At 72.7% G+C, this 20,055-nt stretch carries 10 protein-coding genes and 1 pseudogene; 4 read left to right on the top strand and 7 right to left on the bottom strand.

All coding sequences use genetic code 11. The annotated features are described in order from the left end of the window. Window positions 1–9: 9 nt before the first annotated feature. The 4 genes from glgB to ACZ3UD_RS07150 form a co-directional block, all read right to left on the bottom strand. Window positions 10–2,490: a 1,4-alpha-glucan branching protein GlgB gene (gene glgB, locus ACZ3UD_RS07165; protein WP_465583221.1), complete on the bottom strand. Its 2,481-nt coding sequence runs from the start codon at window positions 2,488–2,490 to the stop codon at window positions 10–12. A gap of 76 nt (window positions 2,491–2,566) precedes the next feature. Further along, window positions 2,567–4,057: a maltokinase N-terminal cap-like domain-containing protein gene (locus tag ACZ3UD_RS07160; RefSeq protein ID WP_465583218.1), complete on the bottom strand. Its 1,491-nt coding sequence runs from the start codon at window positions 4,055–4,057 to the stop codon at window positions 2,567–2,569. Window positions 4,058–4,310: 253 nt separating this feature from the next. Further along, complete coding sequence (treS, locus tag ACZ3UD_RS07155; protein ID WP_465583215.1) at window positions 4,311–6,035, bottom strand: maltose alpha-D-glucosyltransferase; 1,725 nt, start codon at window positions 6,033–6,035, stop codon at window positions 4,311–4,313. Continuing rightward, a complete protein-coding gene (locus tag ACZ3UD_RS07150; protein ID WP_465583648.1) occupies window positions 6,032–7,987 on the bottom strand; it encodes an alpha-1,4-glucan--maltose-1-phosphate maltosyltransferase in 1,956 nt (651 codons plus the stop codon). The genes treS and ACZ3UD_RS07150 overlap by 4 nt, the downstream gene beginning before the upstream one ends. A gap of 1,082 nt (window positions 7,988–9,069) precedes the next feature. On the opposite strand from ACZ3UD_RS07150, the gene glgP reads away from it, so the two are divergent. After that, a complete protein-coding gene (gene glgP, locus ACZ3UD_RS07145; RefSeq protein ID WP_465583212.1) occupies window positions 9,070–11,811 on the top strand; it encodes an alpha-glucan family phosphorylase in 2,742 nt (913 codons plus the stop codon). Window positions 11,812–11,914: 103 nt separating this feature from the next. Further along, on the top strand, window positions 11,915–12,811 hold the full coding sequence (locus ACZ3UD_RS07140; RefSeq protein WP_465583209.1) for a hypothetical protein: 897 nt from the start codon (window positions 11,915–11,917) through the stop codon (window positions 12,809–12,811). A 72-nt stretch (window positions 12,812–12,883) separates the two neighbouring features. Here the strand turns inward: ACZ3UD_RS07140 and ACZ3UD_RS07135 are convergent, their stop codons facing one another. Beyond that, a complete protein-coding gene (locus tag ACZ3UD_RS07135) occupies window positions 12,884–14,956 on the bottom strand; it encodes an ABC transporter ATP-binding protein (RefSeq protein ID WP_465583207.1) in 2,073 nt (690 codons plus the stop codon). Next, window positions 14,953–16,773, bottom strand: coding sequence for an ABC transporter ATP-binding protein (locus ACZ3UD_RS07130; protein ID WP_465583205.1), 1,821 nt, complete (start codon window positions 16,771–16,773; stop codon window positions 14,953–14,955). Before ACZ3UD_RS07130 ends, ACZ3UD_RS07135 begins: the two co-directional genes overlap by 4 nt. 175 nt (window positions 16,774–16,948) lie before the next feature. Between ACZ3UD_RS07130 and ACZ3UD_RS07125 the strand changes: the two are divergent. Both ACZ3UD_RS07125 and ACZ3UD_RS07120 read left to right on the top strand, forming a co-directional pair. Then, window positions 16,949–17,260, top strand: a pseudogene (locus ACZ3UD_RS07125) (Crp/Fnr family transcriptional regulator); the annotation flags it as partial. Further along, window positions 17,260–17,322, top strand: coding sequence for a hypothetical protein (locus ACZ3UD_RS07120; RefSeq protein ID WP_465583645.1), 63 nt, complete (start codon window positions 17,260–17,262; stop codon window positions 17,320–17,322). The pseudogene ACZ3UD_RS07125 and the gene ACZ3UD_RS07120, both read left to right, overlap by 1 nt. Here the strand turns inward: ACZ3UD_RS07120 and glgX are convergent, their stop codons facing one another. Then, entirely contained in the window at window positions 17,323–19,533 is a 2,211-nt protein-coding gene (gene glgX, locus ACZ3UD_RS07115; RefSeq protein ID WP_465583202.1) for a glycogen debranching protein GlgX, read from the bottom strand. It abuts the gene before it with no gap. Window positions 19,534–20,055: the final 522 nt, after the last annotated feature.

Raw genomic sequence — 20,055 nt, 5'->3', positions numbered from 1 at the left:
GGACGGGGATCAGCGTGCCGGGCGGAGCCAGATGGTGGCGAGCGGGGGGAGGACCAGTTCGGCGGAGCGGGGCTGGCCGTTCCACTCGGCCGGCTCGGCCTTGACCGGGTGGGAGTTGCCGACGCCGCTGCCGCCGTAGGTCTCGGCGTCGGTGTTCAGCACCTCCTCCCAGAGCTGCTCGCGGCCGTCCAGGGCGGGCAGGCCGACCCGGTGGCCGTGCCGGACGACGGGGGAGAAGTTGCAGACGGCGACCAGCGGGGTGCCGTCGGCGGCGAAGCGGACGAAGGAGAGCAGGTTGTCCTCGGCGGCGCCGCCGTCCAGCCAGCGGAAGCCGTCCGGGGTGGTGTCGAGCTCCCAGAGGGCGGGGGTGTCCCGGTAGATCCGGTTGAGGTCGCGGACCAGGCGGCGCGCGCCCAGGTGCTCCTGGTGCGCCGGCCACTTCTCGTCGAGCACCCACCACTGCGGGCCCTGCTCGTGGTGCCATTCCGCACCCTGGGCGAACTCCTGCCCCATGAACAGCAGTTGCTTGCCCGGGTGGGACCACATGAAGCCCAGGTAGGCGCGGTGGTTGGCGCGCTGCTGCCACCAGTCGCCGGGCATCTTGGCGACCAGGGCCTGCTTGCCGTGGACGACCTCGTCGTGCGAGATCGGCAGGATGTAGTTCTCGGAGTAGGCGTACACCATCGAGAAGGTGATCTCGTTGTGGTGGTACTTGCGGTGCACCGGCTCTTTGGACATGTAGACCAGCGAGTCGTGCATCCAGCCCATGTTCCACTTCAGTCCGAAGCCGAGGCCGCCGGCGTCGGTGGGCCGGGTGACGCCGTCCCAGGCGGTGGACTCCTCGGCGACGGTGAGTACGCCGGGGCAGCGGCGGTAGACGGTCGCGTTCATCTCCTGGAGGAACGCGGCCGCGTCCAGGTTCTCCCGGCCGCCGTACTGGTTGGGCGTCCAGCCGCCGCCCTCGCGGGAGTAGTCGAGGTAGAGCATCGAGGCGACCGCGTCCACCCGCAGGCCGTCGACGTGGAACTCCTCGCACCAGTAGACGGCGTTGGCGACCAGGAAGTTGCGCACCTCCTTGCGGCCGTAGTCGAACTCCAGCGTCCCCCAGTCCGGGTGCTCGGCGCGCAGCGGGTCGGCCGGCTCGTACAGTGGCTCGCCGTCGAAGCGGGCGAGCGCGAAGTCGTCCTTGGGGAAGTGCGCGGGCACCCAGTCGACGATCACGCCGATGCCGTGGCGGTGCAGGGTGTCCACCAGGTACCGGAAGTCGTCGGGGCCGCCGAGCCGGGCGGTGGGGGCGTAGTAGCCGGAGACCTGGTAGCCCCAGGAGCCGCCGAAGGGGTGCTCCATCACCGGCATGAACTCCACGTGGGTGAAGTTCAACTCCTTGATGTAGCGCGGCAGTTCTTCGGCGATCTCGCGGTAGGTGGTGAGATCGGGCCGCCAGGAGGCCAGGTGCAGCTCGTACACCGACATCGGCGCGCGGTGGTGCGCGGCGCGGGCCCGGCGGGCCATCCACTCGCCGTCCTGCCACGCGTACGCGGAGGAGGTGACCACCGAGGCGGTGCCGGGCGGGCACTGGGCGGCCCGGGCCAGCGGGTCGGCCTTGTCGAGCACCCAGCCCTGCCGGGTGTGGATCTCGTACTTGTACGTGGTGCCCTCGGCGAGGCCGGGGACGAACAGCTCCCAGATCCCGGAGGAGCCGAGCGAGCGCATCGGGTGGCCGGTGCCGTCCCAGTGGTTGAAGTCGCCGATCAGCCGGACCCCGGCGGCGTTCGGCGCCCAGACCGCGAAGGCGGTGCCGGGGACGCCGCCGACGGTGCGCACGTGCGAGCCGAGCGCCTGCCACAGCTGCTCGTGCCGGCCCTCGGAGATCAGGTGCAGGTCGAGCTCGCCGAGGGTGGGCGGGGTGCGGTAGCCGTCGTGCTGGCGCAGCGGCTCGCCGCCGGGGTAGGTCACCAGCAGGGTGTAGTCCGGGAGTTCGCCGCCGGCCAGCAGGCCGGTGAACAACCCGCCCTGCTGGTGGGTGAGTTCGGCCGGGCCCTGGGCGGTCTCCACCACCACCCGCTCGGCGAACGGGCGCAGCACCCGGATCGCCGTCCCGCCGTGCACCGGGTGCGCGCCGAGCAGCGCGTGCGGGTCGTGGTGCTGTCCGCCCACCAGCCGCTCCACCTCGGCCGGCGGCAGCGGCGCCTCGGGGAGGCGCAGGGCGCCCGTCGGAAGGTCCGCCGGAGGATCCGTCACGAGGGGGGCCTCGGGTGGGGTGACTCGCCCGCTCGCCTCCGGGCGCTCCGACCCGGTGCCGACGCTCTCCCCCGGCCTGGCGGCTGGGCGCTGGCCCAACGCTCCGGCACTCCCTCCTTCGTCGGTCGCTTGTCGCTCCTCGCTTTCGGCACCGGCGCGTCCTTCGGCTCGGGGCGGGTCGCAGGCTCCGGCCGAGAAGGTGGCCGGAACGGGGCGGGTGGGGCGGCCAGTCGGGTCGGGCAGCGTCACGGCGTGGTCCTCCTGCGGCGGGGGGTGGGCGTACGGCGGGGCTGGGTGGACTTCGGGCGGGACGGGGAGGGCGGGGTCAGACGGAGAGGGCGAGCCGGTTGATCGCGGCCAGAGGGATCGGCAGCCAGCTGGGCCGGTGCCGGGCCTCGTACACCACCTCGTACACCGCCTTGTCGATCTCCAGCGCCCGCATCAGCTCCGGCGAGGCCGCCGGGTCGGCGCCGCCCCCGGCGGTGTAGCCGGCGCAGAAGGCGGTGCGGTTGCGCTGGGCCCAGGCGGCGGCGAGGTGGGCCAGCTCCGGGTCGACCGGACCGCCGGCCAGCAGGTGGGCGGCCGCGTAGTCGAAGGAGCGCAGCATCGCGGCGACGTCGCGCAGGGCTGGCTGCGGCTCGCGGCGCTCGTTGACGGACTTGGCCGGCTCGCCCTCGAAGTCCAGCAGCACCCAGCCGTGCGGGGTGCGCATGGCCTGCCCGAGGTGCAGGTCGCCGTGGATGCGCTGGACCGGCAGGCCGTCCGGGTGGGCGTCGGCGAGCTGCTGGAAGGCGGTGCGCAGGGCGGCCCGGAAGCGCAGCAGTCCGGGGACGGCGGCGACGGCGCTGTCCAGCCGGTCGGCCATCGCGGTGGCGAGCCGTCCGGTCTGGATGCGGTCGAGCCGGGCGACCGGCATCGAGCGGGCCAGTACCCGGTGCACCTCGGCGGTGGCCCGGCCGAGCCGGTGGGCCTCGATGGCGAAGTTGCCGGGGGAGCGGTCGCCCTTGAGCCGGCCGACCTGGTCGAGGGCGAGTTCCCAGCCGTCCTCGGCGTCCGGCAGGTAGCGCTGCAGCAGCCCGAGGGTGGCGGGCTCGGCGCGTTCCATCCGGCTCTCGAACCAGGCGGCGACCCGGGGGATGCGGGTGGAGCCGGCCCGGGAGAGCGCGAGCGAGAGCTCCAGGTCGGGGTTGGTGCCGGGGTGGATGCGTCGGAACAGTTTGAGGATGTAGGAGGTGCCGTAGATGACCGAGCTGTTGGACTGCTCGGCGGTGGAGGCGCGGCCGGGGATGTTGGCGGGCAGTCCGGAGCCGGGGGTGCGGCGGAAGGACAGCGAGCCGAAGCGGTCGCCGGTGGCCAGGTGTTCCAGCAGGCGGCCGGTGAGCTCGGGGTCGTGCACCGCGTCGTAGAGGGCGGCGCCGTCGTAGGGGCCCTGGCTGAGCCGGCCGAGCACCGCGCTGGGCTCGATGCCCGTGGGGCCCTGCGAGCGGATGCCGAGCAGGAGTTGGTAGATGTCACCGTGCGGGGCGCCGGCCGTGGTGGCGTGTTCGACCCGTAGCAGCAGGTGCAGCAGGGCCGGGTCGCCGACCTGAAGCGGGGTTCCGACCACCGGGGTGAGCCCGGTGATGGGCCGTCCCTTCCCGGCGTACCAGCGCTGGGTGGGGAGCCACTCGGCGATCAGCGGCAGGGCCGCCTGGACGAGCTCGCTGACCCCCAGGGCGGTTCTCCGGGCCCCGGTGCCCCGCACGCCCGCCGGCGCGGCGGAACCGGCCGGGGCGTCGTGCTGCACATGAGCTTGAGAACGGGAGGTTTCGGACATGACTCCCTTTCCCCGGAAGCCGCGGACTGCCCGACGGGTCGTGGCCGGGTCCGTCAGTCTTCCGGATTTCGGCGGCGCGGCGGTCGCGGCACGCGAGCACGGCTCGGGTGTCACGCCTTCGTGTGGGTGGCCGTTGGGCTGTTCTCCGTACGCGGTGGTGCAGAGAACTCCGGGAGCGCGGGGGTTCAACTCGCGCCCCCGGAGGGTCAGGTGGTGCTGTGCGGACCGGGGTGCCGTGGAGCGCGGCGGATCGTTACTTCGGCCGCCTGGTCCCGCTCAGGCGCGGGGGCTGCCGGAGCTGGAACCAGTAGAAGCCGTGCCCGGCCAGCGTGAGCAGGTAGGGCCACTCACCGATCGACGGGAAGCGCACCCCGCCGATCAGCTCGACCGGGTACCGCCCGCCGTACTGCCGCAGGTCCAGCTCGGTCGGCTGCGCGAACCGCGAGAAGTTGTTCACGCACATGACCAGGTCCCCCTCGTACTCGCGCACGAAGGCCAGCACGGCGGGGTTGCTGGACGGCAGTTCGGTGTAGGTGCCGAGGCCGAACGCCGGATTGAGCTTGCGGATCTCGATCATGCGACGCGTCCAGTGCAGCAGCGAACTCGAACTGCTCTGCTGCGCCTCGACGTTGGTCACCTGGTAGCCGTACACCGGGTCCATGATGGGCGGCAGACTGAGCCTGCCCGGGTCGGCCGAGGAGAAACCCGCGTTGCGGTCCGGGGTCCACTGCATCGGCGTGCGCACGCCGTCCCTGTCGCCCAGCCAGATGTTGTCGCCCATGCCGATCTCGTCCCCGTAGTAGAGCACGGGCGAGCCGGGCAGGGAGAGCAGCAGGGCGGTGAACAGCTCGATCTGGTTGCGGTCGTTCTCCAGCAGCGGGGCGAGCCGGCGGCGGATGCCCACGTTGGCGCGCATCCGGGGGTCCTTGGCGTACTCCGCGTACATGTAGTCGCGCTCCTCGTCGGTGACCATCTCCAGGGTCAGCTCGTCGTGGTTGCGCAGGAAGATGCCCCACTGGCAGCCGGCGGGGATCTGCGGGGTCTTGGCGAGGATCTCGGACACCGGGTAGCGGGACTCCCGGCGCACCGCCATGAAGATCCGCGGCATCACCGGGAAGTGGAACGCCATGTGGCACTCGTCGCCGCCCCCGGTGAAGTCGCCGAAGTAGTCGACCACGTCCTCCGGCCACTGGTTGGCCTCGGCGAGCAGCACGGTGTCCGGGTAGTCGGCGTCGATCTCCTTGCGGAGCCGCCTGAGGAACTCGTGGGTCTCCGGCAGGTTCTCGCAGTTGGTGCCCTCGCGGGCGAACAGGTACGGCACCGCGTCCAGCCGGAAGCCGTCGATGCCGAGGTCCAGCCAGAACCGCAGCCCGGCGACCATCTCGTCCTGGACCCGGGGGTTGTCGTAGTTGAGGTCCGGCTGGTGCGAGAAGAACCGGTGCCAGTAGTACTGCTTGCGGACCGGGTCGTAGGTCCAGTTGGAGGTCTCGGTGTCGACGAAGATGATCCGGGCGTCCGGGTACTGCTTGTCGTCGTCGGCCCACATGTAGAAGTCGCCGTACGGCCCGTCCGGGTCCGCGCGGGAGGCCTGGAACCACGGATGCTGGTCGCTGGTGTGGTTCATGACGAAGTCGATGATCACGCGCATGCCTCGGGCGTGCGCGGCGTCGACGAACTCCATGAAGTCGGCGAGGTCGCCGAACTCCGGCAGCACCGACTTGTAGTCGGCCACGTCGTAGCCGCCGTCGCGCAGCGGCGAGGCGAAGAACGGCGGGAGCCAGAGGCAGTCGATGCCGAGCCACTGGAGGTAGTCGAGCCTGGCCGTGAGCCCCTTGAGGTCCCCGATCCCGTCGCCGTTACTGTCCTGGAAGGACCGCACCAGCACCTCGTAGAAGACCGCACGCTTGAACCACTCCGGGTCCAGGTTCTTCTTCGAGGTCTCGGGGAAGGTGTCGGGGACGGGCTCGTTCACTGTCACGCTGGGTTCCTCCGAACCGTGAGGAGGTGAGCCGGCTCGGCTGAGGGATCGAGCCGGACGTAGTTGTGCCGGCCCCAGGTGTAGACGGCGCCGGTGAGCTCGTCGTGCACCGCGAACGGGCCGTCGCCGTCGAGGGTGACGGTGGCCTCCTGGACGTGGTGCGGGTCGAGGTTGACCACCGTGATCACGTGGTCGGTCAGGCCCTCGGGGGTGGTCGCGGTCTTGGAGTAGGCGAGCACCTGCTCGTTGTCGGTGTGGTGGAAGCGCAGGTCGCGCAGCTGCCGCAGGGCGGGGTGGCGCCGGCGCAGCCGGTTCAGCACGGTGAGCAGCGGGGCGAGGGTGTCGGTGCGGTTCCAGTCGCGCGGGCGCAGCTCGTACTTCTCCGAGTGCAGGTACTCCTCGGAGCCCGGGTGGGCCGGCTCGTTCTCGTACAGCTCGTAGCCGGCGTAGATGCCGTAGCTGGGGGAGAGCGTGGCGGCGAGCACCGCGCGGATCGCGAAGGCGGCGCGGCCGCCGTGCTGGAGGAAGGCGTGCAGGATGTCCGGGGTGTTGGTGAAGAAGTTGGGGCGCATGTACGCCGCCGTGTCACCGGTGAGTTCGGTGAGGTACTCGGTGAGTTCGGTTTTGGTGTTGCGCCAGGTGAAGTACGTGTACGACTGGTGGAAACCGATCTTCGCGAGGGTGTGCATCATCGCCGGGCGGGTGAAGGCCTCCGCCAGGAACACGACATCCGGGTCGGTGCGGGCGATGTCGCCGAGCACCGTCTCCCAGAACACCAGCGGCTTGGTGTGGGGATTGTCGACCCGGAAGATCCGGACGCCGTGGGACATCCAGAACCGGAGGGTTCGAATGGTTTCCTTGACGATTCCATCCATGTCCTGATCGAAGTTGATCGGATAGATGTCCTGATACTTCTTCGGCGGGTTCTCGGCGTACGCGATGGTGCCGTCCGCGCGGTGGCTGAACCATTCCGGGTGCTTGTTCACCCACGGGTGGTCGGGGGAGCACTGGAGGGCGAAGTCCAAGGCCACCTCCAGGTGCAGGGCCCGGGCCTCGGCGACGAAGTGGTCGAAGTCCTCGATGGTGCCGAGGTCCGGGTGGATCGCGTCGTGGCCCCCCTCGGGGGAGCCGATCGCCCAGGGTGAGCCGACGTCGTGCGGACCGGCCGTCAGGGTGTTGTCCGGGCCCTTGCGGAAGGCTCGCCCGATCGGGTGCACCGGCGGCAGGTAGACCACGTCGAAGTCCATCGCGGCCACCGCCGGAAGCCGCTCGGCGGCGCTGCGCAGGGTGCCCGAAAGCGGCGGCTCGACCCCGTTCGGGTCCACCACCGCGCCCTCCGAACGGGGGAAGAACTCGTACCAGGAGCCGAACAGCGCGCGCTCGCGGTCCACCTGGAGCGGCAGCGGGCGGGAGGCGGTGAGCAGCTCGCGCAGCGGATAGCGGGCCAGCAGCTCCAGCACCTCGGGAGCGAGCGCGGCGGCCAGCCGGGACAGCGGCGGCAGCCCCGGGTCGCGCAGCGCGCCGGCAGCGGCCAGCACGTGCGCCCGGCCCTCCTTCTTCGGCACCCCGGCGGCGGCCTGCTCCAGCAGCCGGGCGCCCTCCTCCAGCACCAGCGCGGTGTCGATCCCGGCCGGCAGCTTGATCGAGGCGGCCTTGCGCCAGGTGGCGATCGGGTCGCTCCACGCCTCCACCAGGTACGACCAGCGGCCGGGCGCGGTCGGGGTGACGTACGCGCCCCAGCGGTCGGTACCCTCGGCGAGCTCGCGCATCGGCGTCCACGGGCCGCTGCGGCCGCGCGGGTCGCGCAGCACCACGTTGGCGTTGACGGCGTCGTGGCCCTCGCGGAAGACGGTCGCGGTGACCGCGAAGGTCTCGCCGACGACGGCCTTGGCCGGGCGGCGGCCGGCGTCGACGGTGGGGCTGACGTCCAGGACGGGGATGCGGCCGATCACGGTGTCGCTCTCTGTCGTCTTGCGGGCGGAGGGCTTGGTGGCGGTCTTGGTCGTGCTCTTGGTGGGGCTCTTGGCCGTGCCCTTCGCGCCGCTCCTGCGGGCAGGGGCGGTGGCGGCGGCAGCGGCCGAGGTGTCGGCTTCGGGGCCGGCGGCCGGGCGGGTGGTGGCCGTCGCGGCGGCGGTGGTGCGGCGCGTGGTGGTGGTGCGCCTGCGCGGTGCCGCGGTCCGGCCCTCCTCGGCCCCGGGTTGTCGGGCCGCTGCGGAGGGCTGTGCCGTGGAGGCCGGGGATTCGGAGGATTCGGTCCGATCCGCCCCGGACACCCTGGGCGACGGCATCGCCGGGTCTGTCCGAGTGTCAGAATCCATCCGCGCGGCGGATTCCGCGACCGCTGCGTCGAGGGTTTCGGCCACCGGTGTGGACTGGTCCCGCGTGTCGCCGTGCATGCCAAACTCCTGCCCGAGATCGGCGGCAGCTCCCGCGGGCCGGGGGGTCGGGCCAGGGGAGTACCGGGAGGACTGCTGGGTGGGGAGGACGTGCGACCGGAGCCTGCCCGCGCCGCTGTCCCCGGCAACCTGCCCGGCGCCCGCCGTGGCGGTGGCTGGACGCCCCGGAGCCCGCGCGTGTCCCGGCGCACGCCTCCGGGGGGCACGCCCCTGGCGGCTCGGTCGACCCGTGAACGAGCGGACCGGTGTCGAGGACACGCGTCGGTGCGCGGCGCGCGCCGAACGGACTAAGGGAGAACGGGAACGATCAACGCGAAAAGGATTCGGACGTGCTGCTTCACGGTGACGGGAGGCGTCCCCGCAGCATCTACGACCTTCGGTCATCCTCGCATCGGGGACAAGGTTTTCGCAGCGGTACGACAGTAGTTTCGGGCTTTGTCCGGAGTGGATGAGCAACCGGAAATGGATCTGTTCCACAGAGTTCATGCATTGGTAGCGCGACGCCCTGGAGTGTGCGCCTCGCGCGCCCCCCGTGCAGACCAATGCGCCGAATGCGATCTCATCAATAGGCCGAACGGATGCCCAATAGTCCACTTGACCCACTGTCATGGCGACCTCGAAGGCTACGCTTCACGCCTGTGAAGGCAATCCGCAGATTCACCGTCCGCACCGTCCTGCCCGAACAACTCCAGCCGTTGCACGAGCTGGCCCTCAACCTGCGCTGGTCCTGGCACCCCGAGACCAGGGACCTCTTCCGGTCCGTGGACCCGGAGGTCTGGGCGGCGACCGGGGAGGACCCGGTGCGGCTGCTCGGGGAGGTCCCGGCCGCCCGGCTCGCCGCGCTCGCCGCCGACCGGCGGTTCCTGCGCAGACTCGGCGACCTCGCCGACGACCTGCGCGAGTACCTCACCGGGCCGCGCTGGTACCAGACCCAGCTGGAGGCCGGGGCCACCCCGCCGCCCGCCGCGATCGCCTACTTCTCGCCCGAGTACGGCATCGCCGCCACGCTGCCCCAGTACTCCGGCGGCCTCGGCATCCTGGCCGGCGACCACCTCAAGGCGGCCAGCGACCTCGGCGTGCCGATCATCGGCGTCGGGCTGTTCTACCGGCACGGCTACTTCCGCCAGTCGCTCAACCGGGACGGCTGGCAGCAGGAGCGCTACCCGCTGCTGGACCCGGACGAGCTCGCCGTCAGCCTGCTCCGCGAGCCCGACGGCACCCCCTGCCGGGTCGACCTCGCCCTGCCCGGCGGCCGCACCCTGGCCGCCCACATCTGGAAGGCGCAGGTCGGGCGGGTCCCGCTGCTGCTGCTCGACTCCGACATCGAGGCCAACTCGCCCGCCGAACGGGAGGTGACCGACCGGCTCTACGGCGGCGGCAGCGAGCACCGGCTGCTCCAGGAGATGCTGCTCGGCATCGGCGGCGTCCGGGCCGTGCGCGCCTACTGCCGGCTCACCGGGCACCCGGCCCCCGAGGTCTTCCACACCAACGAGGGCCACGCCGGCTTCCTCGGCGTCGAACGGATCCGCGAGCTCGTCGCCGCCGGCCCAGCCGAAACCGGCACAGCGGGCCTGGACTTCGCCGCCGCCCTGGAGTCCGTCCGGGCCGGCACCCTGTTCACCACCCACACCCCCGTCCCGGCCGGCATCGACCGCTTCGACCGCGAGCTGGTCGCCCGCCACTTCGGCGGCGACGTCGCGCTGCCCGGCGTCCCGGTCGAGTCGGTGCTCGGGCTCGGCGCCGAGACCTGGCACGGTGGGGACCCGAAGCTGTTCAACATGGCCGCCATGGGCCTGCGGCTCGCCCAGCGCGCCAACGGGGTCTCCACCCTGCACGGCGAGGTCAGCCGCTCGATGTTCAACGGCCTCTGGCCCGGCTTCGACCCCGCCGAGGTGCCGATCACCTCGGTCACCAACGGCGTCCACGCCGCCACCTGGATCGACCCGGCCGTGGTCCGCCTCGGCGCCGCCGAGATCGGCGCCGACCGCGCCGAGGAGGCGATGACCACCGGCGAGACCCAGCGCTGGACCGGCCTGGAGCGGATCGGCAACACCGAGATCTGGGACCTGCGCCGCAGCCTGCGGGTCCAGCTGGTGGACGAGGCCCGCCGCCGGCTGCGCGCCTCCTGGCGCCAGCGCGGGGCCGGCGAGGCCGAACTCGGCTGGGTCTCCTCGGTGCTCGACCCCGACGTGCTCACCATCGGCTTCGCCCGCCGGGTGCCCTCGTACAAGCGGCTCACCCTGATGCTGCGCGACCCGGACCGGCTGCGCGCCCTGCTGCTGCACCCCACCCGGCCGGTGCAGATCGTGGTGGCCGGCAAGGCCCACCCGGCCGACGACGGCGGCAAGCGGCTGATCCAGCAGATGGTCGCCTTCGCCGACGACCCGACGGTGCGGCACCGGATCGTCTTCCTGCCGGACTACGACATGGCGATGGCCCGGCACCTCTACCCGGGCTGCGACGTCTGGCTGAACAACCCGCTGCGCCCGCTGGAGGCCTGCGGCACCTCCGGGATGAAGGCCGCGCTCAACGGCGGCCTCAACCTGTCCGTCCTGGACGGCTGGTGGGACGAGTGGTACGACGGCCAGAACGGCTGGGCGATCCCCACCGCCGACGAGGCCGCCGGCGTGCTCGACCCGGAGAGCAGCGAGGCCGAGCGGCGCGACGACATCGAGGCCGCCGCGCTGTACGACCTGATCGAGGGGCAGGTCGCCGGCCGGTTCTACGACCGGGGCACCGACGGGCTGCCGCACCGCTGGATCGCCATGGTCCGGCACACCCTGGTCACTCTCGGCCCCAAGGTGCTGGCCGGGCGGATGGTGCGCGAGTACGTCGAGCGGCTGTACGCCCCGGCGGCGCTGGCCGAGCGGGAGCTGAGGGCGGAGCTCCCGCCCCGTGCCGAAGGGAGCGTCGGCGTCGGGTCCGAGCGCCCGGAGGCGAGCGGGCGGTTCACAGCCGCCCGTGAGCTGGCGCTGTGGAAGGCGAAGGTCCGGGACGGCTGGCCGGCCGTGCGGGTCGAGCACGTCGAGGCCGACTGCCCGGCCGAGGCCCAGGAGCTGGGCAGCTCGCTGGCGCTGCGGGTGCAGGTCGCGCTCGGGGCGCTGGAGCCGGGCGACGTCGAGGTGCAGGCGGTCTCCGGCCGGGTGGACGAGACCGACGGCATCTCGGACGCCTCGGTGCTCGCCCTCAAGCCGGTCGGCGGTCCGGACCTGGACGGCCGCACCCGCTACGAGGGCTCGCTGGAGCTCGGCCGCACCGGCCCGTTCGGTTACACCGTCCGGGTGCTGCCCGCCCACCCCCGACTGGCCTCCCCGGCCGAGCTGGGGCTGGTCGCCCTCCCGGCGGAGTCGGCGGGGATGGACGCGGGGCTGCTGCGCTGACACCCGCGGGCGCTGACACCGTCCGCTGCGGCTGCCGTCCGGTGTGCTACGGACGGCGGCCGTCCGCTTGCCCTGGGTGTCGGGCGAGGGGAGCGTGGTGGTCATGACGCGAACCCTGCGGACTGCCGCCCTGGCCGCGTTCTCGGTGCTCCTTGCGGCGTGGCCGGCCCAGGCGGCCACCGCCCCCCTCGCGGCGCCACCGGCGACCGCGCGGCTGTCCGTCGAACTCTGCCCGCCGCAGGACCCGGTGGTCCCGGGCGAGGACGGGATCCTGGAGGTGAAGGTCACCAACCGGGGCCCGGCCGCCACCAGCGACGAGACCCTGGTGGTCGTGCACTTCCCGTCGCCGGGCGTGGTGGAGTCGGCGGACCCGCCGGTCACCCTTACCTACTTCGGCACCGGCAGCTCGTACCGGGTCCCGGCCGGGCTGGCGCCGGGGGCGAGCTCGGTCGAGCGGCTGTCGCTGCACGTCGCGCCGATCACCTTGCCGTTCACCACCGTCAGCGGTGACGTCCAGGCCTTCTACCCGGGTGACCCGGACCAGTCCGGCCACACCACCCCGTACAGCTTCACCACCGCCGACACCAGGGCGCACTTCATGGTCGGGGCCTCCTCCGCCTGGGAGGCCGGGCACCCCGTCCCACAGCCGGGCGACCTCACCGGCAAGCCCGGGGCGACCGTCGACCTGCCGCTGTGGGCGTACAACGCCGGTCCGTCGTACTCGCGGCACCCGATCGACGTACGGATCACGGTGCCCGAGCACACCACGCTGACCGGCACGCCGCCGTACGGCTGCACCGTCACCTCGCCGCGCGCGCTGACCTGCCACTACGCGGAGGGGCCGCGCTACCACGACGCGGTCTTCATCGACCCGGCCGTGATGATCGACTCCTCGACGGCCGCCGGGCAGGTGCTGCCGGGCGGGACGCTGGACGTGGCCGGGCAGGAGGACTGCCCCTCGCCGGACCGGCACACCGACTTCGCGGTGACGGTGGACTGACCCGGCCGCAGGAGCCGAGCGGCCCGGCCGGGTGCGTGACGGCGCACCCGGCCGGGCACAACTGTGGACCTCCTAGACGAGGCTGTCCCGCCAGGCCCGGTGGAGGGCGGCGAAGCGGCCGGAGCCGTCGATCAGGTCCCGCGGGGAGCCGTCCTCGACGATCCGGCCCTGGTCCATCACCAGGACGCGGTCGGCGATCTCCACCGTGGAGAGCCGGTGCGCGATGATCACCGCCGTCCGGCCGGCCAGCACGGTGCGCATCGCCCGCTGGACCGCCTGCTCGCCGGGGACGTCCAGGGAGCTGGTGGCCTCGTCCAGGATCAGCACGGCCGGGTCGGCCAGCAGGGCGCGGGCGAAGGCGACCAGCTGGCGCTGGCCGGCGGAGATCCGGCCGCCGCGCTTGCGCACGTCGGTGTCGAAGCCGTCCGGGAGCGCGGTGATGAACGCGTGGGCGCCGATGTCGCGGGCGGCCTGCTCGACCTGCGCGCGGGTGGCGCCGGGGCGGCCGATCGCGATGTTCTCCGCGACGGTGCCGGAGAACAGGAAGGACTCCTGGGTCACCATCACCACTGCGCGCCGCAGCTCGGGGGTGGCGAGGTCGCGCAGGTCCACCCCGTCCAGCCGGATCCGGCCGTCGGTGGGGTCGTAGAAGCGGGCCAGCAGCTTGGCGACCGTTGACTTGCCCGCGCCGGTCGCCCCGACCACCGCGACCGTCTGCCCGGCCGGGATCAGCAGGTCGAAGGGCGGCAGCACCTCCTTGCCGGTGCGGTAGGCGAAGCGGGTCCGCTCGAAGGAGACCTCGCGGGCTGTGACTCGCCCGCTCGCCTCCGGGCGCTCGGACCCGGCGCCGACGCTCTTCGCTCCGGCACTCCCTCCTTCGTCGGTCGCTGGTCGCTCCTCGCTTTCGGCACCGGCGCGCCCTTCGGCTCGGGGCGGGATTCGCCCGCTCGCCTCCGGGCGCTCCGACCCGGCGCCGACGCTCTTCGCTCCGGCACTCCCTCCTTCGGCGCGGGGCGGTGGCGGCAGCTGTACGGGCGCGGTCGGCTCGGCGACGGTCGGCTCGTGGGCCAGCAGGCCGGCGATCTTCTCCAGCGCCGCGGCGGCGGCCTGGTAGCTGTTCAGGAACATCGCCAGCTGGTCGATCGGGTCGAACAGGCGGCGCAGGTAGAGCACGAAGGCGGTGAGCACGCCCAGCTCCAGCGCGTCGTCCACCACCAGGTAGGCCCCGAACAGCACGATGCCGGTGGTCCAGAGGTTGGCGGTGGCGCGGGAGAGGCCGACGTAGCGGGCCAGTTCCAGGAAGCCCTCCGCGTTGGCCGTGGAGGACTGCGAGTTGACCACGGCGAAGGCGGCGTCGTTGGCCTTCTCGCGGCGGAAGGCCTGCACCGGGCGGATGCCGTTCATGGTCTCGGTGAAGCGCACGATCATCGAGGCCGCGGCGGTCCGTGAGCGGCGGTAGACCCGGCGGGAGCGGGTGCGGAAGGACCGGGCGACCAGGGCCAGCGGCAGGAAGGCGAGCAGCGAGGCCAGGCCGAGCCGCCAGTCCAGTACCACCAGCAGCACCGAGATGTAACAGACCGACAGGAAGACGGCCAGCAGCTCCTGGAGCCCTTCGGAGAGCAGCTCGCGCAGCGCGTCGATGTCGCTGGTGGCGCGGGAGATGATCCGGCCCGAGGTGTAGCGCTCGTGGAAGTCCAGGCTGAGCCGCTGGGCGTGCCGGAAGATCCGGCCGCGCAGCTCCAGCAGGACGTCCTGGTTGACCCGGGCGCTGATCTTGATGAACGCCCACTGCAGCAGCGGGCTGAGCAGGGCGCAACACAGGTAGCCGGCCACCACCGCGACCAGCGGGCCGGAGTCGTGCTCGCGCAGTGCCGGGATGCCGCGGTCCATCGCCACCGCGACCAGCAGCGGGCCGGACTGCAGCGCGGCCTGCTGGACCAGGATCACCACCATCGCGACGGCGATCCGGGCCCGGTGCGGGCCGAGCAGCGAGCGCAGCAGTGCCCTCGGCGCGCCGGGCGGGACGGGGATGTCCTCTTCGTCGGCCGGGGGCGGGGGCAGCTCCTCCTCGACCGGCTCGACCGGTTCGACCGGCTCGACCGGTTCGGGCTGGGAGGGCTGGGCGGACTGGACGGTGGTGGTCATCGGGCGGGCTCCCTTTCCGGGACGAAGGGGCCGTCCGACCCGAGGGCGGCCTCGCCCGACATCAGTTCGCGGTAGTGCGCGCAGTCGCGCAGCAGTTCCTGGTGGGTGCCGACGGCTTCGATCCGGCCGTCCGCGAGCACCGCGACCCGGTCGGCGAGCAGCACGGTGCTCGGGCGGTGGGCGACCACCAGGGCGGTGGTGGAGCCGAGCACCTCGCGCAGCGCCCGTTCGACCAGGGCCTCGGTGTGCACGTCGAGGGCGGAGAGGGGGTCGTCCAGCACCAGGAAGGCCGGGCCGCCGATCACCGCGCGCGCCAGCGCGAGGCGCTGGCGCTGGCCGCCGGACAGGCTCAGGCCCTGCTCGCCGACCTCGGTCTCCACCCCGGCCGGGAGCTGGTCGACGAAGCCGGCCTGGGCGGTGGCGAGGGCCGAGAGCAGCTGCCGCTCGTCCGCGCCGGGGGCGCCCATCAGCACGTTCTCCCGGACGGTGGCGGAGAACAGAGTGGGCTCCTCGAAGGCCACCGCGACCAGTTCGCGCAGCTTCTCCCGCGGCAGCTCGCGGATGTCCCGGCTGTCCAGGGTGATGGTGCCGGCGGTGGCCTCGTACAGCCGGGGGAGCAGCGTGGTGAGTGTGGTCTTGCCGCTGCCGGTGGCGCCGACCAGGGCCATCGTCTCGCCGCTGCGGACGTGCAGGTCGATGCCGGCCAGCAGGTCGGGGCTGTCGGCGGGGGCGTCGGGGTAGCGGAAGCGGACGCCGGTGAAGCGGATGCCGTCCGGGGCGCCGAGGCGGGTGGCGGTGCCCCGGTCCTCGGTCTCGGGTTCGTCCAGGACCTCGAAGAAGCGGTCGGTGGCGGTGGCGGCCTCGTTGGCGTAGGCGAGCAGCCAGCCGATCGACTCGACCGGCCAGCGCAGCGCGAGCGCGGTGGAGAGGAAGGCGACCAGGGTGCCGGCGCTCAGCTCGTCATGGGCGACCAGGTAGGCGCCGACGGCCAGGGCGCAGCCGAGGGCGATCTCCGGCAGGCCGACGATCACCGCCCACAGGTTGGCGAGCAGGTGGGCCTTGCGCAGTTCGGTATGGCGCAGCCGGTGTGACTGTTCGCGGAAGTGCTCGGCCATCGAGCGGTGGCGGCCGAAGGCCTTGAGGATGCGGATGCCGAGGATGGACTCCTCGACCACGGTGGCGAGGTCGCCGTTCTGGTCCTGGGCGAGCCGGGCGGCGCCGGAGTAGCCGGACTCGAAGCGCCGGGTGAGTACGAACAGCGGCACGGAGGGCAGCAGGGCGATCAGGGCGAGCCGCCAGTCCTGGGTGAACATCAGCACCGTGCCGGCCAGGAGTGTCACCGAGTTGACGACCAGGAACACCAGCGGGAAGGCCAGGAAGATCCGCATGGCGTTCATGTCGGTGGTGGCCCGGGAGAGCAGCTGGCCGGAGCCCCAGCGGTCGTGGAAGGAGACCGGCAGCCGCTGGAGCTTGGCGTAGAGGTCCCCGCGCATGGCGGCCTCCAGCCGGCCCAGCGGGCGGGAGAGGACCACCCGGCGGGTGTAGAACAGTGCGGCCTCGACCATGCCGAGGAGCAGCAGCAGGCCGACCGGCGGCCAGAGGCCGGCCAGGTCGTGTGAGGCGAGCGGGCCGTCGACGATCCGGCCGAGCACCATCGGGACGGCGAGGGTGCTGAGCATGGCGAGCGAGGCGGCCGACACCGAGACGGCGAGGCGGCCGCGCACGGCCCGGGCGTAGGGCCACAGGCGCAGCAGGGAGCGGACCGTGGAGCGGTGGCTCCCGGTCGCGGGGGCGTCGTCTTGTCTGTTCTCGGCCATCGCGGTGAGGGTAGGCAGAGAGCCCGTCACTTCTCATCCGGTTTTTCGCCCCTGTCGGTGGTACCCGGCGAGAACCGGCCATCCGGACGGCGGGGTGCGGGCGGAGCTCGGGGTGTGCGACACCGTTCGTGCAGGGAGGAGTGCGCCGCGCGCCTCTTGCGAGCCCCTGCCGATCGGCCGAGAGGGCGAGTACGAGCTGCCCACCGCCTTCGTGGACTACGAGCTGGAGCCGCGCGAGTACGAGCTGAGCGTCGCGCAGACCGTCCTCAAGGTCCACACCCGGGTCGCGGACCTCTACAACAAGCCGATGAACCAGACCGAGGAGCAGCTGCGGCTGACCATCGAGGCGCTGCGCGAGCGGCAGGAGCACGAGCTCATCAACAACCCGGAGTTCGGCCTGCTCGGCAACGCCGACTTCGACCAGCGGATCCAGACCCACGCGGGCGCGCCCACCCCGGACGAGTCAGCGCCTACTACTCGGCGGCGGTGCTGGTGCCGGACGCGATCGGCATCCTGGAGAACGTCGAGGTCGGTCACGCCCTGGCCTGATCACCCCACGTGGGCGGGCGCCCGCAGCAGCTGCAGCGAGCGCCCGCCCAGCACCACCGCGCCCCGCGGGTACGGCTCGCCCGTGCCCGCGGCGGCCGTGTCCACCACCGTCTCGTACGCGGCCTCCGGGGCCGCCCAGGGCTCCCCGGGCAGGGTGAACACCACCGGTTCGCGGCCCGCGTTGAGCAGCAGCAGGAAGCTGTCGTCCCTGGCTGGCCGGCCGGCGCCGTCCCGTTCGGACATCGCGGTGCCGGAGAGCAGCATGCCGAGGCAGGCGGTGGGGGCGAACCAGTCCGCCTCGGTCATCTCCTTGCCGAGCGGGGTGAACCAGGCGAGGTCCGGCTGACCGCCGGGGGCGGCGGCCCGGCCGGAGAAGAACGCCCGTTGGCGCAGCACCGGGTGGGCGCGGCGCAGCCGGATCAGCCGGGCGGTCAGGTCGCACAGCTCGCGCCAGCCGGGCTGCTCCAGCAGCGACCAGTCGAGCCAACTGACCTCGCCGTCCTGGCAGTAGGCGTTGTTGTTGCCGCCCTGGGTGCGGCCGAGCTCGTCCCCGGCGGTGATCATCGGGACGCCGGCGGAGAGCAGCACCGTGGCCGTCAGGTTGCGCATTTGGCGCAGCCGCAGCGCGTTGACCGCGGGGTCGGTGGTCTCGCCCTCGGCGCCGTGGTTCCAGGAGCGGTTGTCGTCGGTGCCGTCCCGGTTGGCCTCGCCGTTGGCCTCGTTGTGCTTGCGGTCGTAGGAGACGAGGTCGCGCAGGGTGAAACCGTCGTGCGCGGTCACGTAGTTGACGGAGGCGTACGGGCGGCGGCCGCCGCGCTGGTAGAGGTCGGAGGAGCCGGAGAGCCGGTACCCGAGTTCGCGCACGTCCGGGCGGGCGCCGCGCCAGAAGTCCCGTACGGTGTCGCGGTACTTGTCGTTCCACTCGGCCCACAACGGGGGGAAGCCGCCGACCTGGTAGCCGCCCGGGCCGACGTCCCAGGGCTCGGCGATCAGCTTCACCCGGCTGAGCACGGGATCCTGGGAGACGGCGGCGAGGAAGGGGTGCTCCATGTCGACCCCGTCCGTGCCCCGGGCCAGGGCGGCCGCGAGGTCGAAGCGGAAGCCGTCCACGCCCATCTCGGTGACCCAGTAGCGCAGTGCGTCGGTGATCAGCCGGATCACCTGCGGGCGGCGGGTGTCCAGGGTGTTGCCGCAGCCGGTGTAGTCGGCGTAGCCGCGCGGGCGGTGCGGGGCCAGGCGGTAGTAGGCGGCGTTGTCGATGCCGCGCAGCGAGAGCGCCGGGCCGAGCTCGGCGCCCTCGGCGGTGTGGTTGAACACCACGTCGAGGATCACCTCGATCCCGGCGGCGTGCAGGGCGCGGACCATTCGCTTGAACTCGCCGACCTGGCCGCCGCGCGAGCCGGAGGCGGAGTAGCCGGCGTGCGGGGCGAAGTAGCCGATCGTGTTGTAGCCCCAGTAGTTGACCAGGCCGCGGGCCTGTAGGTGGTCCTCGCTGGCGTACTGGTGCACCGGCAGCAGCTCGACGGCGGTGACGCCGAGGCGGGTGAGGTGGGCGATCGCGGCGGGGTGGGCCAGGCCGGCGTAGGTGCCGCGCAGGTGGGGCGGGATGTCGGGGTGGCGCATGGTGAAGCCGCGGACGTGGAGCTCATAGAGCACCGTCTCGGCCCACGGGGTCTTCGGGCGGTGGTCGTCGTACCAGTCGTCGTCATCGTGGACGACCACGGATCTGGGCACGTAGGGGGCGGAGTCGCGGTTGTCCCGGACGGTGTCGGCGACGTCGGCCTCCGGCCAGTTGCGGACGGCGGAGCAGGCGGCGTCGTGCGCGGTGTAACAGCCGTCGACGGCGCGGGCGTACGGGTCGAGCAGCAGCTTCGCCGGGTTCCAGCGCGCGCCGGTCCACGGGTCCCAGCGGCCGTGCACCCGGAAGCCGTAGCGGGTGCCGGGGTGTACGCCGGGCAGGAAGCCGTGCCAGATCTGGAAGTCCTGCTCGGTCAGGCGGTGCCGGCTCTCCCGGCCGTCCTCGTCGAACAGGCACAGGTCGACGGCCTCGGCGCCGGCCGCCCAGAGCGCGAAGTTGGTGCCCGTGCCGCCGAGTTGATCGGTCCGGAAGCGGGCGCCGAGCGGCTGCCAGCTGCCGGGCCACGGTGGCTCGGTCTGGCGCGGGCCGCCGTCCCGCCGTACCCCGGCTTCCAGCTCCTGCCCTGACGCCATGGCCGTCCCTCCCTGAACGGGGTGTCCCGGAACCCGTTCACCTTCTCTTTCCCGGATTGCGGGGGGAGGAAGCCGCTGAACGGGGGCTTACCGGCGGATGGCGGGGTGGGGGTGTCTCTGTGCGGGGTGTCTGTTGCGTGGGGGTGTCTGTTGTGGGGGTGGCTTTCGGGAGGGTGGGTGGCCGGGGGTGGCTCCGGGGGTGGCCGCTCCGGGGGCTGGGTGATTTTCGGACTGCCCATTCTGTTGGGTGGGGCGTTGGGTGCGGTGGCAGTCTGAAAATCACCCGTCACGCCCCTCTCCGGGCCGCCCCCTGTGCCGCCCCCTTCCGCAGCGCGTCCCTCTCGCTGGAGGGGAGGTGCGGGGTGGGTGGGGGGTTGCTGGGGGTGGGTTGGTGCTGGGGGTGGGGGTGGGGGTGGGTTCTGGGGCGGGGGCGCGGGGGGGGGGCCGCGCCCCCATCTGGTTGTTCCGGGGGGTGGGGGTGTTCCGGGGGGGACGGTGCAGGGTTTTAGGGGCGGTGGTAGG

Source organism: Kitasatospora sp. NPDC023118, from assembly GCF_055560875.1.
This window is presented reverse-complemented; position numbering and strand designations above follow the sequence as displayed.

Excerpts from the sequence above, each read along its gene's own strand:
- ACZ3UD_RS07140 (WP_465583209.1), top strand. The coding sequence starts at position 11,915 with ATGACGCGAACCCTGCGGACTGCCGCCCTGGCCGCGTTCTCGGTGCTC.
- ACZ3UD_RS07160 (WP_465583218.1), bottom strand. The coding sequence starts at position 4,057 with ATGTCCGAAACCTCCCGTTCTCAAGCTCATGTGCAGCACGACGCCCCG.
- ACZ3UD_RS07135 (WP_465583207.1), bottom strand. The coding sequence starts at position 14,956 with ATGACCACCACCGTCCAGTCCGCCCAGCCCTCCCAGCCCGAACCGGTC.
- glgX (WP_465583202.1), bottom strand. The coding sequence starts at position 19,533 with ATGGCGTCAGGGCAGGAGCTGGAAGCCGGGGTACGGCGGGACGGCGGC.
- ACZ3UD_RS07130 (WP_465583205.1), bottom strand. The coding sequence starts at position 16,773 with ATGGCCGAGAACAGACAAGACGACGCCCCCGCGACCGGGAGCCACCGC.